The 24599-nt window shown below is 68.8% G+C and carries 17 protein-coding genes; 8 read left to right on the top strand and 9 right to left on the bottom strand.

Features of this window, described 5'->3' with window-relative positions:
- Positions 1-280: 280 nt before the first annotated feature.
- Complete coding sequence (locus tag ABD808_RS20585; protein WP_344899071.1) at positions 281-5845, top strand: putative T7SS-secreted protein; 5565 nt, start codon at positions 281-283, stop codon at positions 5843-5845.
- A gap of 32 nt (positions 5846-5877) precedes the next feature.
- Positions 5878-8445 (top strand): right-handed parallel beta-helix repeat-containing protein, encoded by a 2568-nt coding sequence (locus ABD808_RS20580; RefSeq protein WP_344899069.1) that lies wholly within the window; start codon positions 5878-5880, stop codon positions 8443-8445.
- On the opposite strand, the gene ABD808_RS20575 is transcribed toward ABD808_RS20580, so the two are convergent.
- Positions 8446-9273, bottom strand: coding sequence for an RICIN domain-containing protein (locus ABD808_RS20575; protein ID WP_344899067.1), 828 nt, complete (start codon positions 9271-9273; stop codon positions 8446-8448). It abuts the gene before it with no gap.
- A 324-nt stretch (positions 9274-9597) separates the two neighbouring features.
- On the opposite strand from ABD808_RS20575, the gene ABD808_RS20570 reads away from it, so the two are divergent.
- Both ABD808_RS20570 and ABD808_RS20565 read left to right on the top strand, forming a co-directional pair.
- Complete coding sequence (locus ABD808_RS20570) at positions 9598-10191, top strand: ASCH domain-containing protein (protein WP_344899065.1); 594 nt, start codon at positions 9598-9600, stop codon at positions 10189-10191.
- A 588-nt stretch (positions 10192-10779) separates the two neighbouring features.
- Positions 10780-12288 carry a carboxylesterase/lipase family protein gene (locus ABD808_RS20565; protein WP_344899063.1) on the top strand — a complete coding sequence of 503 codons (1509 nt, stop codon included), beginning with the start codon at positions 10780-10782 and terminating at the stop codon, positions 12286-12288.
- Between the two features lie 193 nt (positions 12289-12481).
- Here the strand turns inward: ABD808_RS20565 and ABD808_RS20560 are convergent, their stop codons facing one another.
- The 3 genes from ABD808_RS20560 to ABD808_RS20550 all read right to left on the bottom strand — a co-directional run bounded on the left by ABD808_RS20560 (position 12482) and on the right by ABD808_RS20550 (position 14288).
- Positions 12482-12673 carry a hypothetical protein gene (locus ABD808_RS20560; RefSeq protein ID WP_344899061.1) on the bottom strand — a complete coding sequence of 64 codons (192 nt, stop codon included), beginning with the start codon at positions 12671-12673 and terminating at the stop codon, positions 12482-12484.
- A 25-nt stretch (positions 12674-12698) separates the two neighbouring features.
- Positions 12699-13343 carry a hypothetical protein gene (locus ABD808_RS20555; protein WP_344899059.1) on the bottom strand — a complete coding sequence of 215 codons (645 nt, stop codon included), beginning with the start codon at positions 13341-13343 and terminating at the stop codon, positions 12699-12701.
- Between the two features lie 261 nt (positions 13344-13604).
- Entirely contained in the window at positions 13605-14288 is a 684-nt protein-coding gene (locus ABD808_RS20550) for a hypothetical protein (RefSeq protein ID WP_344899057.1), read from the bottom strand.
- Positions 14289-14487: 199 nt separating this feature from the next.
- Here ABD808_RS20550 and ABD808_RS20545 point away from each other — a divergent pair, with 199 nt between their 5' ends.
- Together ABD808_RS20545 and ABD808_RS20540 are read left to right on the top strand one after the other, a co-directional pair.
- On the top strand, positions 14488-16611 hold the full coding sequence (locus ABD808_RS20545; protein ID WP_344899055.1) for a sensor histidine kinase: 2124 nt from the start codon (positions 14488-14490) through the stop codon (positions 16609-16611).
- Complete coding sequence (locus ABD808_RS20540; protein ID WP_344899053.1) at positions 16608-16952, top strand: response regulator; 345 nt, start codon at positions 16608-16610, stop codon at positions 16950-16952. Before ABD808_RS20545 ends, ABD808_RS20540 begins: the two co-directional genes overlap by 4 nt.
- A 215-nt stretch (positions 16953-17167) precedes the next feature.
- On the opposite strand, the gene ABD808_RS20535 is transcribed toward ABD808_RS20540, so the two are convergent.
- Both ABD808_RS20535 and ABD808_RS20530 read right to left on the bottom strand, forming a co-directional pair.
- Positions 17168-18274, bottom strand: coding sequence for an LLM class flavin-dependent oxidoreductase (locus ABD808_RS20535; RefSeq protein ID WP_425548953.1), 1107 nt, complete (start codon positions 18272-18274; stop codon positions 17168-17170).
- Between the two features lie 402 nt (positions 18275-18676).
- A complete protein-coding gene (locus tag ABD808_RS20530; RefSeq protein ID WP_344899051.1) occupies positions 18677-19360 on the bottom strand; it encodes a LysR family substrate-binding domain-containing protein in 684 nt (227 codons plus the stop codon).
- Positions 19361-19415: 55 nt separating this feature from the next.
- On the opposite strand from ABD808_RS20530, the gene ABD808_RS20525 reads away from it, so the two are divergent.
- A complete protein-coding gene (locus tag ABD808_RS20525; RefSeq protein WP_344899049.1) occupies positions 19416-19799 on the top strand; it encodes a DUF5997 family protein in 384 nt (127 codons plus the stop codon).
- Between the two features lie 303 nt (positions 19800-20102).
- On the opposite strand, the gene ABD808_RS20520 is transcribed toward ABD808_RS20525, so the two are convergent.
- The gene (locus tag ABD808_RS20520) at positions 20103-21296 is read right to left on the bottom strand and encodes a hypothetical protein (protein WP_344899048.1); all 1194 of its coding nucleotides are present in this window, start codon (positions 21294-21296) and stop codon (positions 20103-20105) included.
- An 861-nt stretch (positions 21297-22157) separates the two neighbouring features.
- Here ABD808_RS20520 and ABD808_RS20515 point away from each other — a divergent pair.
- Complete coding sequence (locus ABD808_RS20515) at positions 22158-22484, top strand: FAD-binding protein (protein WP_344899046.1); 327 nt, start codon at positions 22158-22160, stop codon at positions 22482-22484.
- 73 nt (positions 22485-22557) lie between these two features.
- Here the strand turns inward: ABD808_RS20515 and ABD808_RS20510 are convergent, their stop codons facing one another.
- Entirely contained in the window at positions 22558-23133 is a 576-nt protein-coding gene (locus ABD808_RS20510; protein ID WP_344899044.1) for a fascin domain-containing protein, read from the bottom strand.
- Between the two features lie 607 nt (positions 23134-23740).
- The gene (locus ABD808_RS20505) at positions 23741-24475 is read right to left on the bottom strand and encodes a class I SAM-dependent methyltransferase (protein WP_344899042.1); all 735 of its coding nucleotides are present in this window, start codon (positions 24473-24475) and stop codon (positions 23741-23743) included.
- Between the last annotated feature and the right edge of the window lie 124 nt (positions 24476-24599).

Raw genomic sequence — 24599 nt, 5'->3', positions numbered from 1 at the left:
GGATGGGGCACACCGGTCCGCCCTGTTCACGATCCGGCGGCCCCACCGGTTCACCGCAGGGTCGGTTCACCGCGGGGTCGGCTCACGGCGGTCGGCTCACCACGGGATCGGCTCACGGCGGTCGGTTCACCGCGGGGTCGGCTCGCCACGTCCGGCGAAATCGGCGATGAACCGTCCGGGGGGCTCGTACGTGGACATCCGGAGGGCGAGGCGTCGGCCGGAGCGTCCCGTGGCACTCCGGACCCGGCGGCACCGGCGGACGGCAGGAGGAGGAGCACCGATGGCACGCCCCACCGACTGGGATGTTCTCGACCTGCGCGACGACCCGACGCCCGGCGACCCCGCGCGGATCCGCCGCGTCGCCAAGTCGCTCCGCTCGCTGAGCGACGCGGCCGGGGACATCGACCAGGTCATGGGAAAGATCGTCACCAAGACCGGCTCGAACGCCTTCAAGGGCAAGGTCGCCGACGAGCTCCGGCACCAGATCGGCGACCGGCTGCGCGCCTTCGTGAAGAGCATGCACGACTCGTTCGACTGGGCGAGCAAGGCCCTGCCGGTCTACGCCGACGCGCTGGAGCAGGCGCAGCGCAAGGCCGACGGGGCGCTGGAGCAGGCCCGCGGCCTCAGCAAGGACGACTCGGAGAAGGACCGGCTCAAGCACACGGCCGAGTCCGCGGGCAGGTCGGCGAAGGACGCGGCCAAGACCGCCACCTCGACGCTCCGCAAGGCGTCCAACAACATCAAGTCGCCGCTGTCCCCGTGCGCCGAGTTCTGGGAGATCTTCCAGTGGATCGCCATCATCCTGATCATCCCGGCGCTGGTCTTCGGCGGCCCGATCGCGCTCGCCGCGATCGGCGTGAACCTCGCCATCTTCATCAAGACGGCCGTCGACTTCGCCCAGGGCAAGACGAACCTGCTCGGGCTGTTCCTCGCCGGGCTCGGGATCATCGCGCCGACGACGCGGGCGTTTCCGTTCGCCGCCATCTTCAAGGCGGGTTCCGAGCTCGGCAAGCAGGGGTTCGGCAAGGGCGGCGGCGCGATGCTGACGTTCTTCCACAACGGCATCCGCAACATCATCCAGCCGTTCGCGCACTTCCCGTCCCTGGCACAGCTGGCGGCGGCGTCCGGAAGCTGGTCCAGGTCGGGCGCGCTCTGGGTCGCGAACTTCGGTAAGGGGCTCGGGCAACTCGGCAAGAACATCGCCATGAAGGGCGGCCTGATCGTCGTCACCGGGATCAAGGCCGTGCCCGCCATCGCCGTCGGCGTCATCCACGGCATCGGGCCCGCGCTGAAGAGCTTCGGGGCCGGGACCCGCAGTTTCATCATGGCGAACTTCGGCGGCCTGCGCTGGGCGCGGATCTTCCTGCCCGCCGAGGCCGACGAGATCGGCCACTTCGGCCTCATGGGCGCGATGCGGATCGCGATGATCGACCGCGGACTCTTCGGCAACTTCAGGTTCGGCAGGACACCGCTGGTCCAGGCCGCCGGTGCCGGTGCGTCGCACATCCCGGCCCCCCAGCTGCGCGGCGTGGACGCGCTGGTCGACAACCCGGCCGGGCAGCTCGCGGGCACCCGGGTCAACATCGACGAGTGGACGGCCGGGCTCGGCTCGCCGAACACGCGCCTCGCCGGGCCCGGCGCCTCGCTGAACCTGTACCTGCCCGACCCGCCCGCGATGTCGATCGGGTCGGACTTCGGCGGCGCCATCACCTTCAGCCAGCAGTCGGCGATGCGGCTCGACGCCCTGCTGGACACCCCGATCAACAACCTCGGCGACGTCCGGATCGGCACCTGGGCGGAACGCCCCGGAATGGGCTCCGTCGGAGTGAACCCGGGGGCCGGTTTCGACGGGGCCGTGCATCTCGACGAGGTGCGGGTGGTCCCGTCCGCCACCGTCGTGAACGCGGGCGCGGACATCCCCGCGCTCGGCGCCGTCCACCCGCCCGGGCAGATGGCCACCGGAATGCCCGAGATCACGGCGCCGCCAGTGACCCAGGGTCCCGGCGCCGCGCTCACCGGCGGGCCCGTCCCGTCCACCGCCGTCCACGCGCTGGAGTTTCCGGCCCCCATCACCGGCGACATCACCAACATCGCGGACATGCGGGCCCTCGGGACGCAGGCGCACCTGGTGTCCCTCGACCCGCCCGCGCTGCCGAACCTCGCGCAGGACCTCGTCGTCCATCCCGTGGAGGGGCCGGGCCTGAACTCCGGCGCGCACCTCGCGCCCCCCGAGACGCCCGCCGCGCAGATCGGCGGCGACGTGACCGGCGGCGTCCCGGACGCCCAGGGCCTCACCAACCCGCACCTGTCCACCCCCGAGGTGTCCTCGCAGCTCGCGCACGATCTGGTCGCCGACCCCACGACGATCCCCCCGGTGATCTCCGCAGCGGCCGGGTTCGGCGCGGGCAACGTCCACGCCGGGACCGCGGGCGCCCATCTCGCGCCGCCACCCGTGACGCCCGTCAACGCCGCGCTCGACCTGGTGGACGGCGGGCCCGGCCGCGCTGTGTCCTCGGGTTCGTCGGTCCGGCCGCCGGGCGTCCAGGGCATCCGGCTCACCCCCGCGCAGCTGGACGCGGCGTGGGCGCGGGACTCCGAGCTGATCGGCGACCTGTTCAAGGGGGAGACGAGGTTCATGACGGAGGCGCGCACGGAGGCGTGGCGCGACTTCGTCCTCGCCCGCTACGACTTCGCCCGCGCGCAGGACCACGTCGACTACCTGCACGGCTTCAAGGGGGAGCCGTCCTCGGGCGAGCGCACCGCCCTCACCGAGGCGACGGCGAAGCTCGACTCCGCGCGTGACGGCGTCGACGCGGCCGTGCGCGGGCTGCGCGTCAACAACCTCAATCCGGTCGCCGTCGACCGGGCCATCAACGAGATCATGGCGCAGTCGTTGAAGGAGCGGCCCCGCGTGCTCGGCGGGGCGCCGCGGGTCCACGGCCCCGGCGACGCCGAGGCGATCCGGCTGACCGACCCGTCCGGCGGCGCGACCGGCCTTGAGGTGCGGATCACCTACCGCGCCGACGGCGTCGACGTACAGGTGGCGTCGCTGAACGCGCCGGGCGACAGCCACCACTTCCATGGCGAGATCGTGGACGACGGCGGCCTGCGCGTCACCGACCTGCGGACGGGCGTCGGCTGGCACCACGACCCGGCGGGCGTCCTCGGCCTCCAGACCGTCCCGCTGCGCGGCGCCGACGGCAACCCCACGGGCACCTTCGTCCTGGCGCACGCGGGCCCGGACGGCAGGCCGGTCTTCCAACTGGACGGCCTCGCCGCCGACGACCACGCCGTCATCCGGACGCCCGGCGGGGAGTTCAGGGTCAGCGACGCCCGCGCGGGCGGGCCCTACCAGGTGTTCGACGGTGACGGACGGGTCCAGTGGAACGGCCATATGGTCGACGGCGGCGCGTTGGAATTCCCCGTGGGGGGCGGCCCAGGCCGTGTTCTCGATGGGCAGGGAAACATTGCCAACGGCATGACGGCGGCGCGGACCGCCGACGGTTTCCGCGTGAACGCGGGCGATGGCCAGTACATGCTGTTCGGCGGTGGTGGGGGACGCGAGTGGGAGGGTCGTCCCATCGAGGGCGGCGCGGTGGAATTCCCGGCGAGTGGCGGCCCGGGACGCGTTCTCGATGGGCAGGGGAATGTCGTCGACGGCATGGCCGCGGCCCGGACCCCTGACGGTTTCCGCGTGAGCAACACCACGGGCGGGAACTACATGCTGTTCGGTGGGAACGGGTCGCGCGAGTGGGAGGGCAATTTCGTTGAGGGCGGCGCGGTGGAATTCCCCGTGCGCGGTCCGGGGAACCCACGGTTCCTGAACGAGCAGGGTCAGGTCGTCGACGGCGTGACCGTTTCCGTCACCGCGAGCGGTTTCCGGGCGCATGACCTCGGGACCGGGTCGATCAAGTTGTTCCACGCCGACGGACGGCTTGAGTGGCAGTACATCGCCGGTCCGAACGGCTCGATCAGCACGACCCTGAAGGCCGTGGAGAACCGGTTCGAGCAGATCAGACTGGAGAACCCACGACTGGCCCACGAGAACGCTGAAAACTTCGCGCGCCTGCACGCGACCCTGAAGGCGTTCGACGAATGGATGCGTGAGAGCGACATCGGATACCGGCTGGGCGGCAGCCTCAGCGCCTATCTTCACGGGGCGAACCGGCTCCCGGGCGACATCGACGTCGAGGTGCAGAACAGCGCCAGCATGAGGACCATGATCGATCGCCTTCAGGACCCGAACAACGGTTGGAGCCTCACTCCCAAATACCGCAACGGCGAACTGGCCGTCATCACGGCGACGAACGCGCGGTTCATGAACTACGAGTTCGACATCGTGGACGAGATCGGCATGGTCGACACGCCGTTCGTGCTCAAAGAGTCGATGCAGGTGGAGGGAGCCGCGCTGAAGTCCGGTGTGCTGATGTCGCACCCGGAACTGATCCTCAACTACCTCGACCGGATGTTCAACAAGCCCAAGGTGTCCGTCGAGAAGGGCGACGCCGTCCAGATCGCGGACCTGCTGAAGGCGGCGGGCTTCGCCGACGTCACCGCCGTCCGGCATTACTGGGACGAGATCGTCCGTCCGATAATGCGGAGCGACGACCCGAACCTGCCGGTGTTCAAGATTCTCCTTGAGAACCTCGCCATCACGAAGCCCGGTGAGCTGGGCGGTCTGACCGTCGCCAGGATCGGTGACGGTGTCCGCGTGAACAATCCCGTGGCGAAGTCGACCCAGGTGTTCGACGGGACCGGGCAGCTGCGATGGGACGGTCATATCGTCGAGGGCGGCGCGCTGGAATTCCCCGTCGGCGGTCTGGGCAATGGTCGACTCCTGAACCAGAACGGTCTGGTCGTCGATGGTGTGACCGTCGTCAAAACCGAGGATGCTTTCTGGGCCCACCACCCCGCGTCGGGGACGGTCAAGGTGTTCCAGGACGACGGCTGGCTGCGGTGGGAAGGCCCCGCCGACCAGGCCGCCGGGATGAGGTTCGCCGGCGGCGCGGGTGCCGTGCACGGTCTGGACGGTGAGAACTCGATCGCCACGACCCTGGACGCCGTGCGGAACCGGTTCCAGCAGCTCAAACTCGAAGGCTCGCAGTCCGTCCACCCGAGCGAGGGAGACTTCTGGACCCTGCGCGCCGTCCTGCGGTCATTCGACGAATGGGCGCGTTCGTTCGACATCAACTACCGGTTCGGCGGGAGCCTCAGCGCCTATGTGCACGGCGCGAGCAGGATCCCGAAGGACATCGACATCGACATGACCAACGCCAACGACATCAGGGCGCTGTCCGACCGCATGCGGGCCGCGGGCAGCGGCTGGGAAATCGGCGAGTTCGTCGAGCGGGACGGAATCATCCTCGCCATGGTGGTCAAGAACGTCAACATACCGGATTTCACCTTCGACGTCTCGAACGAGCTGAGCGCCTTCAACACGCCGTTCGTCCTCCACGAGGGCATGCAGCTGGAGGGTGCCGCGGTGAAGTCGGGCGGGCTGATGCCGCGCGAGGACCTGGTCCTCAACTACCTCGACCGGATTCTGCAAAAGCCCGCGGTCGCGGAGTTCAAGGGAGACGGCGTCCAGATCGCCGGACTACTCAAGGCGGGCGGCATGACGACCGTTTCCGATGTGGAGCGGTACTGGAACGAGTCCCTCAAGGAACTGATGCGGCCCGACGACCTCCGCATTCCGATGTTCACGAGTTACCTTGAGCACCTCGTCATGGGGTTGCCTCTCCCAAGGTTCGATTCGCCGTTCGCACCGCCCGCCGCTCCCATGAACACCGCCGCTCCCATGAACACCGAGGCTCCCGCGCACCCCGACACCGAAATGGGCGGCTGAGAAATGGCGCTCCGGCACGAAAGAGAGTACCCGTGAGCGGACCCGTCCACGTCGTCGCGGCCAAGGGACGCGGCGCGCACCGCAGCATCGCCGCCGCCGTGCGCGCCGCCCGTCCCGGCGACAGGGTGCTCGTCACTCCCGGCGAGTACCGCGAGTCGCTGACCGTGGACCGCCCGGTGGTGCTGGTGAGCGAACTCGGACCGGACAGCGTCGTCCTGTCCCCCGGAGCCGACGCGGCGCCCGCCCTCACCGTCACGGCCCGCAACTGCGTCGTGCGGGGGCTCACGGTGCGGGGTTCCGGGGCGTCGCCGCCCGCCGTCCGCGTCGTCGGCGCGGCCGCGCTGGCGCTGCACGACTGCGCGGTGTCCGGCGGGGCCGTCGAGGTGCGCGGCGGGGAGCCCGCCGAGCAGGACGCGCCGCCCCCGGACGGCGACCCGACCGAACCGGCGCTGCTGCTGGAACGCTGCGTCGTCGCCGACATCACCGGCACGGCCGTCCACCTGTCCGGCGGCGCCCGCGCCCGGGTCGAGGACACCCGGATCGAGTCGGTGGACGGCACCGCGATCCTGCTCACCGGTGGCGCCCGGTTCGCCGCCGAACGGCTGCGGATGCGCGGCGTCACGGGCCACGGGATGCGGGCGGGCGGCCGGTCCGCCCTCGCGATCGCCGACTGCCGGATCCGCGACGTCGGGGCAGGCGGGCTGCTCGTCGAGGACCAGGCGACGCTCGTCGCCACCGACACCCGGATCACGGCGTCGGGCGCGGTCGGCGTCCACCTCACCGGCGCCGCGGCCGCGGACCTCGCCGAATGCCGGGTCGTCGGCCCGGTCGCCAGCGGTCTCGCCGTCCGGGGCGAGGCGCGCCTCACCGCGACGGGCTGCGCGGTCACCGACGCGGGCGCCAACGGCGTCCTCGCGCTCGGCTCCGCCGTCGCCGAACTCACCGAATGCAAGATCGCTGGCACCGCGTTCAGCGCCGTGCACGTGGCGGGCGAGGCGGCCGTCCGACTGCTGGAATGCCGCATCGCGGACAGCGCCGAGCACGGCCTGCACGTGATCGGCACCGCCCGCGCGGAACTCGCCGAATGCACCGTCACCGGCGCCGCCATGTCCGGCCTGCACGCCGCCGAGGACGCGGTGTTCACCGCGTACGGCTGCCGGGTCGTCGACGCGCGGACGGGCGTGCACGCCGAGTCGTCCGAGGAGACCGAACTCGGGCACAGCACCGTGCTGCGCGCCGGACAGGTCGGCGTCCAGGTCGCCGAGGGCGGCGCCGCCCGGCTCGCGCACGTGCGCGTGGCGGAGGCGGGCGCCGCCGGGATCGTGGTCGCCGCGGGCGCCGCCGCCCACGTCGAGGGCGGTTCGGTCGAGCGGTCCGCCGGATCCGGCATCGTGGTGTGGACCGGCGCCGAACCGCACGTTTCGGGGACGCTGGTCGAGGCGTCCACCAAGAACGGCGTCTACATCGCGGAAGGCGGCGGCGGGACGTTCACCTCGTGCGAGATCGCCGCGTCCGGATTCCCCGCCCTGCATGTGGCACGGGACGCGGCCCCGAACTTCCGCCGATGCCGGATCCGTGACTGCGCGGAGGACCTCAGCGCGGACGAGGGTGCCCGTCCGGTGTTCGACGGATGCTCGTCCCACGACGTGAAACGCTCAACGATCCCGGACGCGGGCCCTGGCGCGGGCCCGCCCACCGGCCCGCCACCCGGCGTCCCGACGGAACGGACCCCGTCCACCCCACCGTCCACGCTCGCGTTGGCCGGGGCGGGCGACCTCGCGGAGGAACCACCCGAGGAAACCCTGGAAGACCTGCTCGACGAGCTGAACTCGCTGGTCGGCCTGGCCGAGGTGAAACGGAGCGTCGGCGCGCTGGTCAAACTGATGCAGACCGTGCGCCGCCGCGAGGACGCGGGCCTGCCCGCGCCGCCGCTCAGCCGCCACCTGGTGTTCGCGGGCAACCCCGGCACCGGCAAGACCACCGTGGCCCGGCTGTACGGACGGCTACTCAAGGCGCTCGGCCTCCTGCGCCGCGGCCACCTGATCGAGGTGGACCGCAGCACCCTGGTCGGGGAGTACGTGGGACACACCGGCCCCCGCACCGCCGCCGCGTTCAACCTGGCGCTGGGCGGCGTCCTGTTCATCGACGAGGCGTACTCGCTCGCCCCGTTCCACGCCGGGAACGACTTCGGCGCGGAGGCGGTCGCGACCCTCGTGAAACTGATGGAGGACAACCGCGACGACGTCGTCGTGATCGCGGCCGGATATCCGGCGGAGATGGGCCGGTTCATCGCGTCCAACCCCGGGCTGGAGTCACGCTTCACCCGCACCCTGCGTTTCGTCGACTACGACGCCGAGGAACTGGTGTCGATCGTCGAGTTCCACGCCCGCGAGCACCGCTACGAGCTGACCGCGGAGGCCCGCACCCGGCTCACCGCCTTCTTCGACGCGATGCCGCGCGGGGAGGGCTTCGGCAACGGACGCTCCGCCCGGCAGGCCTTCCAGGAGATGACCGAACGCCAGGCCGAGCGCGTCGCGGAGATGGACGGCGCGCTCCCCGAGGACCTCATCGCGCTCGAAGCCGAAGACATTCCCCGGTGATCAGAGGAAGGTCCACTGGTGGTCGTCCGAGTCGAGGCAGGGAGCGTCCCTCAACCGCGCGCCCGGCTCCAGCTTGCCGTTCGCCCCGTCGACGTCCAGACACTGGTGCTCACTGACAAGGTTCTGAACCCAGTACTGATCCCCCGGCCGCCTCTGCAAATACCAGGTCTGGTTGTCGTCGCTCTTCGGCGCGCAGGTGGACTGCACCAGATAGGTATCGGTCGTGCTTCCGGAACCGGGCAGATCAAGACACTTCCCAGTCACAGAATTACGAATAACAAACAAATCCGCGGCGTCCGGCCCCCCGCGCTTCTTGAAAACCAGGAGATCCCACCGCTGGACGCGCGAGCTCGGATCACAGCCGCCCACGCTGGCCCCACCCGACGAGGACTTGGCGCAGAGCCCGGTCATGAGGTTCTTCAACACGACACCCTTGACACTGGTGAAGTTCACGCCCTGCGGAAGCCGCCTGACCTTCTTCCGAGGCGTCTGCCGCGCCGGGGTCTTCTTCACCACGGGCGCCTTTCGCTTGACCGGTTTGGTCGGCTTGACAGTAGGAGTTTGCGGCGGCGCGGGCGGCGGCACCACGGGCCGCACAGGCGCCTTCCGCGCAACCGGCGTCGTCCGCGGCTCATCCCCAAGGTCAAGCCCCGCCACCAGCGGCGCCCCCACCAGAACGACCCCGGTCAACGTCCCCGCCGACAAGATCGTCGTATAGACCCGCCGACCCGGCACCAACCCCCGCCGCGGCCGAACCGGATGCTTCGCGAACGTACCCGCGAACCCATCCTCCTCCACCCCACGACGACCCGAAAAGAAGGGGGACACATCATCTCCTGACTATCCACACGAACTCAAACCTCGCACACAAAGTGTAGCGGAAGAAATCAACAGACAACGCCATTCCCTCACGCTCCCAACCAACCGTGAGGCCATTCTCCTACGCCCAAAAACACCTTTCGAAGAAACACTCCCCCAAGCCATCCGCTCCCACCCCCTCTCCGTTCCAGCGACCTGGCCGCACCAGCGGACGAGGGGGCACCCCGGACCGCACGTCCCGAGCGCCACGCGGCAAAATCGACCATGATCGACGGTGTACACCCAGCGCCCCAACTGGAACAGCCGAAGAGACACATCGCTCGGGAGGGAATGATGCTGTTCAAACGCGAGGTCCTTGAGGGGATCGCAAGCGGACGGATCGACCGGGTGTTCCGGGTGTGGGCCCAGCCCCGGGTCCGCGCGGGAAGCACTCAGCGCACCTGGGCGGGGATCATCGTCATCGACTCGGTCACACCCGTCACCCCCGAAGAGATCACCGAACAGGACGCCCAACGTTCGGGCTTCCAAGACCGCGCCGCCCTCCTCACCGCCCTCTCCAAGAGCACCAAGGAGGGCGGCTACCACCGCGTCATGCTCCACCTGGGCGCCTCCGACCCCAGATCAGAACTAGCCGGAAACGCCGACCTCACCAACCAAGAACTGGCCGACCTCAAAACCACCCTGGACACCATCGACACCCGAAGCCGCCGCACCCCCTGGACCCGCGAAGTCCTCCGCCTGATCGAGGAACACCCCGGCCTACGCGCCCAAGACCTGGCCGAACACCTGAACCGCGACAAACTCCCCTTCAAGGCCGACGTCCGCCGCCTCAAAGCCCTCGGCCTAACCCAAAGCCTCGAAACCGGCTACCGCCTCTCCCCCCGCGGCCAAACCCTCATGACCTACCTACGCTCCACACCCGACTGACCCACCCAGGGACGCCGGTGAGCCCAGCCGCCCTGGCCCCCCGACAAACCCGCAACGACCCAGGCGCCACTCACGCCGTTCACGCCGTTCCTCCACCATTCGGTGGCTGGCCAACGCCGTCCAACGGCCCTAGCTCTGGGGGCGACGCAACACACCCACGAAGCCCGACAACCTAGGCCGCAACTGGGGCGGGCCCGGGCAGTGACGGGGACTGGGGTCGACACACTCCCACAACGTGCGCCCCACCCGCGTCTCACGACCACCCCACCTCGGCATCGTCCCGAACGTCGTCTCCGAAACACGCGGCCTACGCGTCCAGTTGCGACTTTCACCGCAGATCAGGCAGCAGGGTGGGGTTAGGTCTACCGGAGATCTAGAGAAAACGCTCCTGTGCCCATGTACCGGACCGGCGACCGTAGAGGAAGTCGATTCAACAAGACGGGAGCCATCATGGACACAGGTCCGAAGCGGCGCGCGTGGGGAACGTCGTCGGCCGTGATCGGCGGTGTTGCGGCGATAGGGCTTGTCGGGACGGGACTCAACGGAATCGCGGCGGCAGCCGGTCCAGCAACCGGAGACAGTTCACTGGTGGTCACCGACAAAGGCCCGGTGCGGGGCACCGTCGGCACGAACCACCGGGAGTTCCTCGGCATCCCCTACGCGTCGCCGCCCGTCAGATGGGGTTCGCCACAACCAGCCAAGCACTGGAGGTCACTTCGGGACGCCACGAAGCCCGGCAACGCATGCGCCCAGAACGCGGGATTCTTCGGTGAAAAGGCAAGCGACAGCGAAGACTGCCTCTACCTGAACGTAACCACGCCACGGCGAGCCACAAACAACAAGCGGCTGCCGGTGATGGTCTGGATCCACGGCAGCGGATTCCGGAATGGCTCCGGCGCCCTGTACCGTCCGCAGGAGATGGCCGTGCGCGGCGACGTGATCGTCGTGACCGTGAACTACAGGCTCGGCATCTTCGGCTTTCTCGACCACCCGTCCCTGGACGGCGGCCCCGCCAAGAACCGTTCAGGCAACTTCGGCCTGGAGGACCAACAGGCCGCCCTCCGCTGGGTGCGCGGCAACGCGGCGGCGTTCGGCGGCGACGCCCGCAACGTCACGGTGTTCGGTGAGTCGGCAGGCGGTGTGAGCACGTGTTCGCAGCTCACCTCCCCGGGGGCCAAGGGCCTCTTCCAGCGGGCGATCGTCCAGAGCGGTCCGTGCACGGTCGAGAACTGGCCCGACTGGGACGGGACGCTCGAACCGGCTGGCGGTTGGCTACCGCGCCCACGGAGCAAGGCCGAGCGTCAAGGCCAAACGGTGGCCGCCAAGCTCGGCTGCCCCACCCCCGCCACAGCCGCCACGTGCCTGCGCGCTCTACCAAGGTCGAAGCTGCTGAAGGAGTCGGAGTACGGCTTCGCGCCGGTGTACGGCGGCGGGGGCGTGCTCCCCGACTCGCCGAAGAAGGCGCTACTCAAAGGAAAGTTCGCGAAGGTCCCGGTCATGTACGGCATGACCCGCGATGAATACCGCACATTCGAGGCCGCACAGCAACTCATGGGCGTCCCCCCACTAACGGACGAAAAAGACTACGCCACCCGCGTCCGCGCCTACGTCGGCACAGAAAAGGCGCCAAAGGTGCTGGCCCAATACCCACTCCGAGACTACGCTTCACCAAGCGAGGCATGGTCCGCCCTCGTCACAGACGCCACCTTCGCTCGCTCCGTAACGGACCTCGGCCATTCCATCGCAAAACGAGTCCCCACCTACGCCTACGAATTCGCCGACGCCCACGCACCGTGGGTCAAGAACGTAGAGACCCCCGGCTTCCCAACCGGCGCCTTCCACGCCGCCGAACTGCAATACCAGTTCGACACCGACTACTTCGACGAGAGACGCCTGAACACCGCCCAGCGACACCTGGCCCACCAGATGATGAGTTACTGGACGCGCTTCGCCCACACGGGCAACCCCAACGGCCCAGACACCCCGACCTGGCGAGAGGGCGCAACCACCACCCAGGTCCTCGCCCCCGGCAAGGGCGGCATCCGACGAATCAACTTCGCAAAAGAACACAAGTACACCTTCTGGAAGACCCTCTGACCAGAAGAAGCCACAAGACACTCAATGCTTCATCCCACGGCCGACGGCACATCAACCGCCGTCGGCCGTGTTCCTTGACTCACTGACCAATCTCAGACGCTGCCACCATTTCACGACACCCCCGCCCTTCGTGACTCGCAGATCAGCCGGTCGAAGGCCGAGATCATCGGATCAGCCTATTGCGCAGCGCGGACTACGGCCCGTGCAGCTGATCCTGAGCCCATCCCGCAGTGGCCGGACAGGCGGCAAAGGCGGCGTTGTCATAGCGAGCCGTATCGGCCAGACGATTGTTCAGTGTCGCATAGGTCCACGCCAGATGCGGAAGAGTGATCCTGCCGACCGCCAGCAATTGATTGAGCTCTGCTTCGAGTTCTGTTGGTGCCACTTCGATCTCTCCTCGTTTTTGACCATCAGGGCCGGGCCATGCATGACGATGTCGGGTTGTTCTGCTCGGGCTCCAGCATCACCTCTGTGCGCTTCGTGTCGGCTTTCACTGGCACCCAGGTCATGAAATGCTTCCGCTGGCCGTACCTCGAATCGCTACCAATGCTCTGCCCGTTCGCATTGAGCAGCCTTCCAGAGGAGTCGCGAAAGATCACCGAGACGATGCGTTTCCCCAGCGCATATGTCGCCGGGTCCCGGGTGACCACGAACGACACCTCCGCCTGGCCGTTCGTTACGGATCGGCTGGTATCACGTTTTCCAACCGCGATGTCGGTGGCGCGGGCGGTCGTCCGATAGCCGGAGGCGGCGGGGTTGACCCAGCAGGTCCGGCTGAGCTTGACGTCCCGCTGGATCCTGAGACTCACGACCTCTGATGGTGACTCCTGGTGCGTGAAGTACGTCCATCCGGCGGCTCGCTGTCCCGGCATGATCAGTCCAACAGTGAAATTATCTTGTACCCGTCGACCGGCGGACAAGATTTCATGGCCCTGCCCATCCAGTGGCAGGACGGTGAACGTGACATTGGCAGCCGCCCACCGACAAGGGTTCGTGACGACTACGCTGGCGAGAAACTGGTCGTTGTTCGGATCACGCTCGTACCACCAGCGCACCAAGCCCCCCCGGTTGACGTTCTTCCCCCGACTAGCTGTGGGGCGAGGCGGGGGCGTGGATCGCCGCCGGCCTGGCGGTGCCTGGCCCGTCCCCCTTAGGGCGACTGGTCAGTGTGCGTCCGCCCTTCCCTGCTCGTTGGTGCCGAGGGGGTGGATGCCGGTGGGTCCGGGGCCCCCGCTCCCGTCGAAGATCCGTCCAGGGACGGGCTTCGAGGTGACCCACCGGCGGGCTCGTCGGGCGGTGCTGTGGTGACCGGACGGTCAGGGCATGGGGGTCGAAGGCGTCGCAGGGGCGGACGGGGGCGGGGACGGGACGGACGGTGCGGCGGGCAGGATGATGCGGGGCGTCACGGCGAGGCGCAGGCCGAGGATGCCGTAGGAGAGGCCGAGCCAGACCAGGCCCGGGTAGGTGCCGTTGTCGTCGCCGAGCACGGCCTCCCCCACGCCCGCGACGACCAGCCACAGCCCGCAGAGCAGGACCTGCCAGCGCAGCAGGCCCCGGTAGCGGCCGACCCTGACGACGGCGATGCCGATGACGAGCATGCCGAGCATCGACAGCGGCCAGCACATGTCGAACGGGAGCACCCAGGCGGGGGTGTCGTCGGGGTAGGCGATGACGAGCGGGCACCACACCATCGCGGGGACGAGCAGGACCAACTCCACGATGGCGATATAGCGGCCCTTGCCCTGTCCGGTCGCGTTCGTGGACAGCACGAGCACGACCAGGGCCATGACGCCCACCAGGAACGCCAGGCTCCCCCGGATCTCGGCCGGGACGACCTCCTCGCGGATGCGGGCCCCGCCCTCCAGCAATCCGGCCATCCACGCGGTGGCGCCGACGGCGAGGGCGGCCCTGGCGACGCGGGTGCGGATCAGCAGCCCGCCTGGTCCCGGGTCGGACGGATCGTGCGAGTAAACGGAACTGGGCCGGATGTGCATGGTCATCGGTTCTCTCCCGTGGCGGGGGCGGCGCAGGGGCGCGCCACCGGTCGCCATGACGCTCCGTCCCCGATGTCCCGGGCGCCCAGTGACAGGGCCCACGGGGGCGCCCCGGTCCACGCCTCTTCTGGTGGTGACCCCTGTCCCGACCTGCGAGGACACCGGCCCCAGGTAGGCGGGACGCCGTACGGGCGAAGCTGGCCTGATGAGGAGCGCCCGCCCGGCGCCTCGGGGCGAGCGGTTCCTGAGGCCGCCCGCCATCGCGATCGCCGTGCTGTGCGCGGTGGCGACCGCCGTGACCGTCTGGCTGGACGTCCTGCTGTCCGGCGCGGGCCGGCCGCCGGATCCCCTGGCCTGGCCGCATTGGGGGTCGGCGTGCTCGGGGCTGCCGGTGGCGGTCGCGGGCGGCGTCCTCGCGACGCGGCTGCCGCGGCATCCGCTGACGTGGCTGATGCTGGCGGGCGGGGCCATCGCCGTCGTGGACGGGATCACCGCGGCGTACGCGTCGCTGTCGGTGCTGGAGCACGGCGGTGACCTGCCGCTGACGGCGTTCACGGTGTACGCGGGCGCCCGGTTCGGCCCGATGATCAACATGATCGTCCCGCTGACGCTGATGTTCTTCCCGGACGGGCGGCTCCCCTCGCGGCGGTGGCGCTGGCCGGTGGCGGCGGCGATCATCGCGCAGGCCACCGGAGTCCTGGCGCTGCTGATGGTGCCGTGGGAGGTGTTCTCGCGGGGCGAGCCGCTCGCGCCGGGCATGCGGGACGTCCCGCTGGACCCGCTGACGCCGCCGTTGCCCCACGCGATCTGGCCGGTGTCGGGGTGGATGTTCTGGGTGGGCTTCCTCGCGTCCTTCGGGGTGTCGATCGCCGCGTTCACGGTGCGGTTCCGCCGGTCGGACGGGGTGCGGCGGGCGCAACTGCGGTGGATGCTGCTGGCGCTGGCGGCCAACGTCGTCCTCATCGCCTCGGGGTTGGCGCTGACCGAGATGGCGCCGCCGTCGGTGAACTGGTGGATCGGGGACGTCTCCCTGGTCCTCATGCACGCGGCGATCGCGGTGGCGGTGCTGGTCGCGGTCGCCCGGTACCGGCTCTACGACGTCGATCTGCTGCTCGGCTGGACGCTGCTGTACGCGGGGCTGGCGGCGGCCGTGATCGGCATCGACGTGACGGTGTTCGTCCTCGCGGGGACGTTCATCGACGAGCCGCTCGCCGCCGTGACGGGCGCGGGCGTGGTCGCCGTCCTGTACGCGCCGCTGCGGCTGCGGCTGCAACGGTGGGTGAACCGGGTGCTGACGGGACGCGCGGAGCCCTACGACGTGGTGTCCGCGCTGGCCCGTCGACTGGAGCGTTCCATGGGCCCGGACGAACTCCTCCTGGAGGTGGCGCGCGTCGTGGCGGAGTCGTTCCGGTCGCCATACGTACGGGTGGAACTGGACCGCGCCGACGGCCGGACCGTCGTGGTCGAACACGGCACAGCACGCGAAGACGTGGTCGTGCTGCCGTTCAAATACCGGGGCGCGGCGATCGGACGACTGGCGTTGGTGCCGCGGACGGGATCGCGACTCCCGGCGGCGGACCAGCGCCTCCTCGCGGACGTGGTGCGGCAGGCGGCCGCCGCCGCGCGGGCCACGGCGCTGACCGAGGAACTTCAGCGCAGCCGGGAGCAACTCGTGACGGGAATCGCCGAGGAACGGCGCCGACTGCGCCGCGACCTGCACGACGGTCTGGGCCCATCGCTCGCCGCGGCGGCACTGAAGATCGAAGCGGCCCGCAACCTCGCGCGACGGGACGGGGCCGCCGCCGACGCGACCCTGGACTCGGTGCGCACGGACCTGTCGGCGGTGCTGTCGGACGTCCGGCGGCTCGTACACGACCTGCGGCCCCCGTCCCTGGACCAGTTCGGACTGACCGGAGCGGTAGAACAACTCATGGAACGCTTCCAGGGCCGGACGCTACGGGTGCGACTGCACTGCGCGGGCGAACTCACAACGCTCCCGGCAGCGGCCGAGGAAGCGGCATACCGAATCGTGGCCGAGGCCCTGGCAAACGTCTCACGGCACGCCGAAGCCACACACTGCGACGTCCAGCTGACAGCATCCGAGGACACACTGGAGGTAGAGGTCACCGACAACGGCCACGGCGTCCCACCGGACGCACTCATCGGCGTCGGCCTGATCGGAATGCGCGAGCGGGCCGAGGAACTCGGCGGACACTGCACAGTGTCGGCCCGGCCCAGCGGCGGAACACGCGTCCACGCCGTCCTACCATTCGGACCACGCCCGCCCACCGGGCAGGATCCGCTCCCACTCGCGAGGAGCGCGCCGTGACACCGCGGGTACTGCTCGCCGACGACCACCCGGTGTACCGAGACGGGCTTCGACTGATGCTGGAGTCCACCGGCGAAGTCGAGGTCGTGGGAACCGCACCGGACGGGACGGTCGCGGTCGAGATGGCAGGACGCCTGCGCCCGGACGTCGTGGTCATGGACCTGCGGATGCCGCGCCTCGGCGGCGTGGACGCCACCCGCCGGATCCTCGCGGCGCGCCCCGAGACCGGGGTCCTGGTGCTGACCATGCACGAGGACGACGAGAGCGTGTTCGCCAAACTCCAGGTCGCCAACCGCGCCGAAGCAATCCTCCGCGCCCGCGACGCCGGCCTAGCCCCCTAACCCCCCACCACAAGAACCCACGCAGAGACCCCTCAAACATCACCCTTCGACGACGACCAGGCCATCGTCATCGCCTACTGGCGCTGCCTCGGCCAAGCCATGACACCCGGCGAAGCACCCCTCACCACCGCACTCACCGGCAAACCGATGCCGCTCCTCAACTCAGCAGCCACCTATTCAAGAAGCCCGTGACCGACCCGGATCCGACTTCGGCCTCAGCGCCAGCCGAGTTCGGGTGCCACGTGGGTCAGGATGCTCTCTATGACGTGTGCGTTGTAGTCCACGCCGAGCTGGTTAGGGACTGTGAGCAGTAGTGTGTCCGCGGCTTGGATGGCCTCGTCGTTGGCGAGCTGCTTGACCAGTACGTCCGGTTCGGCCGCGTAGGAGCGTCCGAAGACCGCTCTGGTCTTCTCGTCGATCATTCCGATCTGGTCGGCCGAGTCGGCGTTGCGGCCGAAATAGGCGCGGTCCAGGTCGCTGGTCAGCGCGAAGATGCTGCGGCTGACCGACACGCGCGGCTCGCGATGGTGTCCAGCGTCCTTCCACGCCTGCCGGTAGGCCTGGATCTGCTTGCGTTGCTGGACGTGCAGCGGCTCGCCGGTCTCATCGTCCTTGAGCGTGGAGCTTTGCAGGTTCATGCCCCGCTCGGCCGCCCACACGCTGGTGGCGTTGGAGCCAGAACCCCACCAGATACGGTCGCGCAGCCCTTCGGAATGCGGCTCGATCCGCAGCAGCCCGGGTGGATTCGGAAACATCGGGCGCGGATTCGGCTCAGCGAAACCTCTGCCCTCCAGCACGGTGAGCAGAACCTCGGTGTGCTTGCGCGCCATGTCGGCATCGGTGTCGCCTTCGGACGGCTCGTACCCGAAGTATCGCCACCCGTCCACGACCTGTTCGGGTGATCCCCGGCTGATGCCCAGTTGCAGCCGCCCACCGGAGATCAGATCGGCGGCCCCGGCATTCTCGGCGAAGTACATCGGGTTCTCGTAACGCATGTCGATCACGCCGGTGCCGATCTCGATGCGTGAGGTCCTCGCGGCGATCGCCGACAGCAGCGGAAGTGGAGAAGCCAGCTGCCTGGCGAAATGATGAACCCGGAAATAGGCGCCGTCAGCGCCGAGCTCCTCCGCGGCCACAGCAAGATCAACCGACTGCACCAGCGCGTCCGCCGCCGACCGGACCCGCGAACCCGCGCCGTCACTCCAGTGCCCGAACGAAAGAAAACCGATCCTCTTCACACCAACACCAACCATGCCAGCGCACACGAGATTCCAGATCAAACCAACCACCCAGCCACCCCGCGCACATCGACCACCCCGCACCAAGACCAGCCCAGCCCCCTGCGACCACCCCTGGCGCCCGCCGTCAGCCCCGGCAGGCTTTCGACGATCAAGCCGAGCCCCCGCCCCGGAAACGAGAGGTCTCCAGCACCGTCTCCGGAGACCAAGCCCCCCAGGCTCACGGTCACACGCATGGTCGCGAACTCGCTCATGTATGGGCGTCTTCCCACCTCCGCGCGACCAGCCCACTCCAGCATCACCTCGTCGGTCGAGCGGACGCACAAACACACCAAGCCGCGACACACCCGCCGACGGCCGACTTACCCTCGCTACCGTGCAGGAGCGATGCGTCCTAGGTGGTGAAGCGGATGCAACGGCCGGACAGCGGACGGCCTCGGGATGCGGACGCAGCGCTCGCGCGTTTGTCGCCAGGCATGGTCCTCTTCACGTCCGGCGGCGCGTTTGGCGGCGACGCTTGGGGGTGGAGCGCTTCTGCGGTGGCTTCTTAGCGGTGGGCTGCTGTTGCGGTTTGCGGCCACGGGAACTGTTGGGGGTGCGGCCGCGGACGATGCCGATCAGTTCCTCCATGAGGTCGGTCGTCTCAGCCTCGAGCCAGGCCAGACCGATCTGGGACTGAGGAGCGTCGGTCACGGTGCGGAAGGTGAGGTCTTTGCGGTGGTGGAGGCGGGCCAAAGACTGCGGGAGCAGCAGGACGCCGGTCCCCGACGCCACCAGCTCGATCGCGACAGCGGTGTTCTCGGGACGGGTGAAGGCGAGCTGCCCGGGGCGGTCACCCCAGGCCAAGACGTCGTCGAGCGGTTCGAACACGTCCTCGTCGACGAGATCGGCGAGCTCCAACTCCTCCATCGCGGCCACGGCGTGATCCTTCGGCACCACCACCACGGTCGTCTCCAGGTACAGCGGGATCACATGAAGGGCCGCGCGGTCGATGGGCAGGCGTACGAACGCCGCGTCCACACCACCGTCCCGCAACAGGGGGACGACCTCGGCGGCAGGCATCTGCACCAGCCGAAGTGGCACCTCCCGCACCCGCTCGGCCCACACACCGGCCCACTTCCCGGGCGTCACGCCTGGCACGTAGGCCAGCCGGAACTCACCATTGGTCACTTCTTCAGCCTAGCCACGCCCAGGTGGCTCCTTCTCACTGGCTAACCTTGAGATCATGAGCACGTCCAAGGCGAAGACGCCGCAGACCATGAAACCCGCGACCGCGGCCAAGAAGCTGGGAATCCTGCTGTCAGCAGCGCCCGCCGAGTTTCAGGAAGGCCCCGTCTCCCGAAACGAATTGAACGCGCTCCAGGCCGACCCGCCCTCGTGGCTCGCCGACCTGCGCCGCGAAGGCCCTCACCCCCGCCAGGTCGTCGCTGCCAAGCTCCGCGTCTCCGCCTCAGGTCTGGCCCGCGCCGGCATCACGGGCCCCCTCACCACAGCCGAGATCGAGAACCTGAAAGCCGAGAACCCCGACTGGCTGGAACGCGAGCAGGCCGTCCAAGCCGAAGTCCGCAAAGAGGACCTCCGCCTCAAGCAGCAGCGCGCCAAGGCCTGACTCACGCGGTTCCTCGGCCGCCTCTTGGCAGGAGCGCGTTGATTTCGCGAGCGGCAGGTGATGGGGTCGCGCTGCCCCTGGTCCTCTCGGGTGTCAGGGCCAGATCGCTCCTTTGGCTGGACGTCATCGCGAGATGCGGGCTTCAATGCCGTCGACAACGCTCTCGCCACGATCAGTACCACTCCGGGAGTCGTCGTTCTCCGGACTCTGCCGTCCCCATTCGGGCCCGTTGCAGGCAGGGTGAACCCTGTGGGCGGAGTACGTCTTCCGGAGTGGCATGATCACTTGTCGTGGTGCGGATCCTCAGCCGCGCGACTTCGTGACGACGAGGGTGCGCAGTCCGGGATTGCCCTGCTGCACGCTGTTCCAGGTGCCGACCGCCGTGACGTTGCCAGGCGCGATCGCGGCGACCCCGCCCAGCGTGGTGGAGTTCGAGCCGTTCGGGTTGCGCGGGCTGGGCACGATGCTCCAGGCGCTACCGTTCCAGTGCTCGATCAGCGACTGGTTGACGCCGTCGGCACCACCGGTGGCCGCGCCCACTGCCCACACGTCATGCGAGGACAGCGCGGTGACGCCGCTGAGGAAATTGGGGTTGACGCTGTTGCCGACGTTCGGCACCGGCACCTTGCTCCACGCCGTGCCGTTCCAGTGCAGTGCGAGATTGCGCGAGCCTCCGCCGTTGTCACCGAGTGACGTGCCCACGGCCCAGACGTCGTTGGAGGACACGGCGTGCACCGCTCCCAGAGAGGTCTGCCCGATGGGCAGGGTCGGCAGGACGGACCACTGGGTGCCGTTCCAGTGCAGGATCAGTTCGTCGGTGTTGCCACTGTGTGAGTCGACGGTGGAGCCGACGGCCCATACGTCGTTCGTGGACACCGCCGAGATCGCCCTTACGAAGTTCACTCCGTTCGGTACGTCCGGCACTGAAACGACGCTCCACGCCGTGCCGTTCCAGTGCTCGAACAGCGGAAGGATCTGGGTGGGGGTCGAGAAATGGCCAGTCGCCCACACGTCGTTGGTCGACACCGCGGCGACGCCGGTCAGCTGGTCACCGTCCGTCCCCGCGTTCGGGCTCGGCACGATCGACCACGCGGTGCCGTTCCAGTGCTCGATCAGCGTGGTGTTCGCCTCGATGGACAGGTTGGAGTTCTGGAGGCCGACCGCCCAGACGTCCTTCGACGACACGGCCGCGACGGCGGCGAGCTGACTTCCCGACGTGCCGTCCGGGGATGGCGTCGCCGACCAGCGCGTTCCATTCCAGTGCTCCGCCAGGGTGTGTTCGGTGGTGTCGGGGTTCGAGACGAAACCGACCGCCCACCCGTCCTGCGGCGTAACGCTCGCCGTCGAGGACAGGAGGTCGTTGGAGACCGGCGTCGTGGAGGTGTCAACGCTGGGCACCACCCGGAAGATCGAAGCGCTCGCGTCCGCTGCGGCGGTATTCGCCAGAAGCAGGCCCGCGGCGGCCAGTGCCAGGAAAGGAATCGTTCTTTTCCGCATGCTGTCCCCTCAGAGGATTGGCATAGGACGATCGTGTCCACCAAGGGGTATGACAGGGGGTTACAGCGGTCTGATTCGCTAGCCGCTCCGACACCTCCAGGGTCCCGGGCACCCGGCTCGTGCTGCTTGGACAGGCCGAGAGCGAAGGCGTTCAGCGAGCTGCCCAGAGCCACTGCGTTCCGTGCACGTGGTGAGGCTGGGGAACGTTTGTCGTAGCTCCAGAGCGGCCCATGGTGTAGTGCACGAAGCCACCTGCGACAAACACAAGCCGTCGTATCAGTCGAATAGGTAGTGGTGAACCTGTCCTTTCGGATGCTGCACGGCGTCCTCACCATCGGCAAAGAGCAACAGGACTGGACAGTTCGCGAAGTCCGTAGCGTGCACGGGACTCCTGAAGCCGTACTCTGTGCTCCGCTTCCACCGAAGACGCACCCCTATTGAAAGCACAGGCCACGAAACACTCGGACGAGCTCGCCGACTTCCTCTCGGTCGACGAGAGCCTCACTGACACCTGGGTCCAGTGCCTGATCGACGGCTGCGTCGACGAATGACATGCGGTGCTCAACATTTTCAGGGCTGGCGCGTCAGTAAGGGTGGGTTGACGTCGATGAGGAGGTGAGGCGGCGATGCGTACGAGTGATGCTCCGGGCGGATCAAAGGCAGTGGAAGGTGGGAGTGATGCGATAGCCGAATTTCACCGTGAGCAGGCGAGTCGTCTTGGCGGAGCAGCACTGCTGCTGGTGGGTGACCACGCCAGCGCGGAGGACGTGGCGCAGGAGGCCTCCGTCGGACTGTAACGACGCTGTCGGCAAGCGGGAATGCCCCTGGCTCAACCGGGCTGTGGAGTCGTGTCCGGCGTGCGTGGTCGGCGTGGTCGGCGTGGTCGGCGAGCAGGACGTGGCCGCCGCCGAGCGGATGGCGGTGGCACAGGGCCGGGCCGTCAGCGTGATGGCCACCGGCCACAGCTCTTCGGTGTTGGCGGACGGCGCCGTGCTGATCAACACCGGACGGATGAACGGCGTCGAAGTGAACCCCCGGACCAGGTCCGCCTGGGCGGAGGCGGGGGCGCGGTGGCGGCAGGTCGTGGAGCGGGCCGCCCCGCACGGCCTGGCCCCGCTCGCCTGCCGTCCAGCCGGCGTGCCGAGCTTCCTGTGGTTCCGGATGATGCTTATGGCCTCGGCGCTATGACGTTTCCGGGACAGCTCCGCCCACGAAAGAGCGCTGTCCCGGAAACGTTGAGGTCATCGCCGTACGGATGAACTCAGAAGCTGCCCAGCCGGAACGTCTCCCAGGCCTGGATCTCGGTCGCGCGTGCGCGGAGCATTCCGTAGTCGCCACCACCGTAGCTGAGCTCGGCCGACACGAACTTGCCGTTGGCCTGCGACTTGAACGCGTACAGGTTCTGGGCCTCGTTGTAGTACAGGTCGAACTTCTCCCACGCGTCGGCCACGTCCGCCCGCGCACGGAGCATCCCGTAGTCACCGCCACCGTAGTTGAGCTCGGCCGACACGAATTTCTGGTTGGCGTTCGACTTGATCGTCCATGTCGAATCGGACACGGACAACTCGAACTTCTCCCACGCGTCAGCCACGTCCGCCCGCGCACGGAGCATCCCGTAGTCACCGCCACGGTAGCTGAGCTCGGCAGACACGAGCTTGCCGTTGGCATCGGACGTAATGGTGCAACAGCCGACGGTTCCCTTACCGAAAGGCGAATTCGCCTCAGTCACCAGTATGAAGCGGTCCGTAGTGGCGGCGGACGCGCCGACGGTCGTGACGGAGCCAAGCAGTCCAAGGGCGGCCACCATGAGCGTGACCCTGATCATCAGACGTCGCATGAAGATCCTCCTCGTCCGGGTGGTCCCCGGCGTTTCCGGGGCGGCACCGCACCGAATGCTCAATCCTCAAAGGAGAATGCGCAATAGGCGGTTTCACTGATGAGCGCCCATAGTGTCCACTTGTGGACCCGTGCGACTTGTATCCACCCAGCCCGGAGGGACGGCGCCGCCATTCTCGCGACCGAATGCGGTCCGCCGGGAACGGTCCTTTCGATTTCGAGCAATATTCGCATTACCGGTGGTCACCGAATTCACACCACCCTCGTCAGCGCAGAGGCCAGTGCCGGAGGGCGCTGTCGAGGACGTCCACCGTCGTGGCCCAGGAGGCGTCCACGTCGCGCGGGCCGTGCCGGAACCCGCCAGAGCTCTCCAGGCTCAAGTAGCCGTGCGACGTACCCGACGTCCGCGGCGGTCAAGCCTGACGGTGGAACCATCGTGTGGTCCTGCGAACCGCCAGCGAGCCTCGGAGGGCTCGTGACCCTTGCGACCTGTTTCGTCGTTCACGAGGTTTCCCTGATCGGGTCGCCCTTCGCCCGAAGTTGATCACCCGCGGCTCGATGTTGTCCGCCGTCGGCGCGAAGGCCTCATCCAGAGCGTCCGGGTGTGTTCAGGGGGTGGCCGGTTTGCGGGCGGTGAGCAGGCGGGTCGGGACCCACGGACTGCCCCACCACGCGCGCCAGCCGAGGTCGCGCACGCGGATGTCCTGGGCGTTCAGTCGGGCCAGCACCGCAGCGTACTCGCGGGGGGTCCGCGCCAGGTCGGCGATCAGCAGGCGGCCGCCCGGCCGCAGCACCCGGTACGCCTCGGCGATCGCTTGGGCGCGGGCGTCCGCGCCGAAGATGGTGTGCACCGTCAGACTGGACACGACCAGGTCGAAGCTTGCCTCGGCGTACGGAAGTCTGCGGAGGTCGCCCCCTTGCACGTGAACGCGGTCGGCGACGCCTTCGGCGCGGGCGTTGCGCAGAGTCGCCGCCGGGGTGTTGCCGGACTGGTCCCGTCCGCGCCACAGGTCCACGCCGACCGCCCGGCCCTGCGGGAGGTGCCGGGCGGCGGCCAACAGGACGGCGCCGCGTCCGCAGCCGAGGTCGAGCAGCTGTTCGTCGCCACGCAGGTCCAGCTCGTCCAGCACGTCCCGCCAGACCAGGAACTTGCCGCGCAGCGTGGCGTGCAGGCTCAGGGCCAGGCATCCCGCCAGCAGGGTGCCGGAGACCAGCGCGGGCAGCGCGGCGGTCAGACTGGCGGTGACCGCCATCACCAGCCCGGTCACCCAGAACCCCAACACGACTAAGCCCACGAAGCCGAACCCGTAGGGCGCATCCATCCCGTACCGCGCGCCAGGCATCCCGCCACTCTGCCACGAACCGGACGCTCGGGGGCTGGCTACAACGCACTGGTCCACCGCCGACCAACTCGCCGCCGAGCACCCGACACCGCGGTGGCGCCGACTCGATCTACATCCGCGACGG

Origin of the sequence: Actinomadura meridiana (genome assembly GCF_039537545.1) — a bacterium.
Lineage (GTDB): Bacteria > Actinomycetota > Actinomycetes > Streptosporangiales > Streptosporangiaceae > Spirillospora > Spirillospora meridiana.
Note: the sequence above shows the minus strand (reverse complement) of the source record. Positions and strands in the feature narration are given on the sequence as shown.

What these genes read in the sequence shown, in the direction of transcription:
- ABD808_RS20585 (WP_344899071.1), top strand. Translation starts at nt 281, where the DNA reads ATGGCACGCCCCACCGACTGGGATGTTCTCGACCTGCGCGACGACCCG.
- ABD808_RS20570 (WP_344899065.1), top strand. Translation starts at nt 9,598, where the DNA reads ATGCTGTTCAAACGCGAGGTCCTTGAGGGGATCGCAAGCGGACGGATC.
- ABD808_RS20550 (WP_344899057.1), bottom strand. Translation starts at nt 14,288, where the DNA reads ATGACCATGCACATCCGGCCCAGTTCCGTTTACTCGCACGATCCGTCC.
- ABD808_RS20545 (WP_344899055.1), top strand. Translation starts at nt 14,488, where the DNA reads ATGAGGAGCGCCCGCCCGGCGCCTCGGGGCGAGCGGTTCCTGAGGCCG.
- ABD808_RS20525 (WP_344899049.1), top strand. Translation starts at nt 19,416, where the DNA reads ATGAGCACGTCCAAGGCGAAGACGCCGCAGACCATGAAACCCGCGACC.
- ABD808_RS20520 (WP_344899048.1), bottom strand. Translation starts at nt 21,296, where the DNA reads ATGCGGAAAAGAACGATTCCTTTCCTGGCACTGGCCGCCGCGGGCCTG.
- ABD808_RS20510 (WP_344899044.1), bottom strand. Translation starts at nt 23,133, where the DNA reads ATGCGACGTCTGATGATCAGGGTCACGCTCATGGTGGCCGCCCTTGGA.
- ABD808_RS20505 (WP_344899042.1), bottom strand. Translation starts at nt 24,475, where the DNA reads ATGCCTGGCGCGCGGTACGGGATGGATGCGCCCTACGGGTTCGGCTTC.